At 55.0% G+C, this 1,887-nt stretch carries 3 protein-coding genes; 1 reads left to right on the forward strand and 2 read right to left on the reverse strand.

The annotated features are described in order from the left end of the window. On the forward strand, nucleotides 1-272 hold a 272-nt coding region (locus GCT19_RS41815; RefSeq protein ID WP_193727426.1), incomplete at its 5' end, for a transposase. Between the two features lie 12 nt (nucleotides 273-284). Here the strand turns inward: GCT19_RS41815 and GCT19_RS41820 are convergent. Beyond that, a complete protein-coding gene (locus tag GCT19_RS41820) occupies nucleotides 285-782 on the reverse strand; it encodes a cysteine peptidase family C39 domain-containing protein (protein WP_193727542.1) in 498 nt (165 codons plus the stop codon). Nucleotides 783-1,653: 871 nt separating this feature from the next. Continuing rightward, nucleotides 1,654-1,887 (reverse strand): hypothetical protein (locus tag GCT19_RS44280; protein WP_227749437.1); only part of this gene is annotated, 234 nt, incomplete at its 5' end.

Raw genomic sequence — 1,887 nt, forward strand, 5'->3', positions numbered from 1 at the left:
GTGCGATGCTCGAGCAGTGGTGTACCAACGTGATGCGCTCCAAGGTTGAACCGATGAAGGAGGTCGCCCGCATGATACGCAAGCATTTCGACGGCATCGTCGCATGGACCCAGACGCGCCAGACCAACGGCTTTCTGGAAGCACTCAACGGCCTGTTTCAAGCCGCCAAGCGACGCGCTCGTGGCTACGCAAACCTCGAAACTATGCGCACCGTGCTGTTCCTGATCGCCGGCAAGCTCAACTTCGCGTCGATCAATCCGCACGCGGCATAACCCATTCAAATTTCAAAAGAGCCATAAAATTTCGCTCCGCAGGCTCCGATACTTTACGATCGCAGGAATGAACCACGTGAAGTCGAACTTAGCCAGTTTTCCAGCGAAACTAGCTTTACTCGTGCAAAGAATTAGCTCCCCGGACCATAATCCGATTAATTCGTTCAATGGAACAAGAATTGGTGCACTACCCGGCCGTTGCATCACCATTCGCGGCTCTGCGCCACCGGTATCGTATTTGCCAGCGATGAAATACTGCCCGTCGTTGTCGATACCGATGGCTGGGAGCGGAGCGCGATTAATCCGATCCACGGACTGATGCACTAGCTTTGCGGTCGTACCGATTTCCTTGGCTGCCAACAACAGCAACTGGTTGCCAAAGAGATCGTTCCCAAATTGGTGGCGCAACTGAGGTTCATCAACCGGAAGGCCATGCAACATCGCCATCATGATCAGGCAAGAAAGCCCAGAATCGTTTACGGACGGCACTGCGTGCAATGAGGTGTTCAAGTTTCTCATCTTGTAATGTCAGTAGACGGTCGGCATGGTGGCATTGACACTTTTGAACGCCCCCCATTGCGTTGCCGCAATCCTAGCAGTCGCCGTTGTTCGTGTGCCAGATAGTGTTTGTAAGCGCGAAACTGCGAGCTGCCCGATTTCATGAAAGGGCACGCCCGAATTGCCGCGATGATGGTCACGACCGGCAGCTTGGTTATCTTGTACTGCTTCGGCTCTTCGGATTGCCAAAGGAGGGGATCGTATTCAAGCAAGCCCTCAGGCGGATAGATGTCTGCGTCTTGCATCCCAGGCAGCAGCGCTTCCGCGCAACGGGTCCCCAATGGTCGTCCCGAGGTTGTCTGCGAATGTGGCCCCGCGATAGCGACCGTGCCAGATCTCGATCCAAGACTTGCCATCGCGACGCTCACTGTAATCGACGCTTCGACCCGTGCGTCACCGGTGAAGAATGGCGCGAGCATATGCCCCTGCATTCCTTGCGAAACGGATCGCGGTCCACCGGTAGCAGATAGGTCTGAAATAAATGCGGCTCGAGCCGTCGTGAGCTCGATACAACGCCAAGGCGAATTTGGTTTGGTAGGCGGCACATGTTATCTGGCCATCATGGACATACGTGCAGCGAGTGGCATCGTACTGCGCACTCGCGGGCGCGCTGCCAAAAGCGAGCACCGCTAATATCAGTCTGTAGTTTTGCATAAATATTCTTTGGACGTCGCTCGCTGCACCAAGCCGTGAGTCGAAATTATTACGAGCGAACCGGGCAGGGGATAGCCAGTAGACGGGTTACGCGCCATCAAATTGTTTTGATGGGTTATATAGGAATTTTTTAATCCTCACAGAGGAACGCTGCACTTAGTGGCGCCTCTCAACTTGCACCGGCATTGTCAGGTTGACGGTAGGCCAGCGACAGAATGAAGTGGTGAAGAAAACGAAATCGCTTCATCACGGGCACAGCTTCCCTGCCATCGTCATCAGCTGGGCGGGTCGGTGAGGTTTTCGGGGCAGCCTGAGCCTTCTGGACGTCGACGAGGTGTGGCTCGAACGGGGTGTCGCGGTCACTATGAGACGATCCGCTGATGGCGCGAGAAGTTTGGCGCTC

Origin of the sequence: Paraburkholderia atlantica (genome assembly GCF_009362785.1) — a bacterium.
In the GTDB taxonomy this organism is placed as follows: domain Bacteria; phylum Pseudomonadota; class Gammaproteobacteria; order Burkholderiales; family Burkholderiaceae; genus Paraburkholderia; species Paraburkholderia atlantica.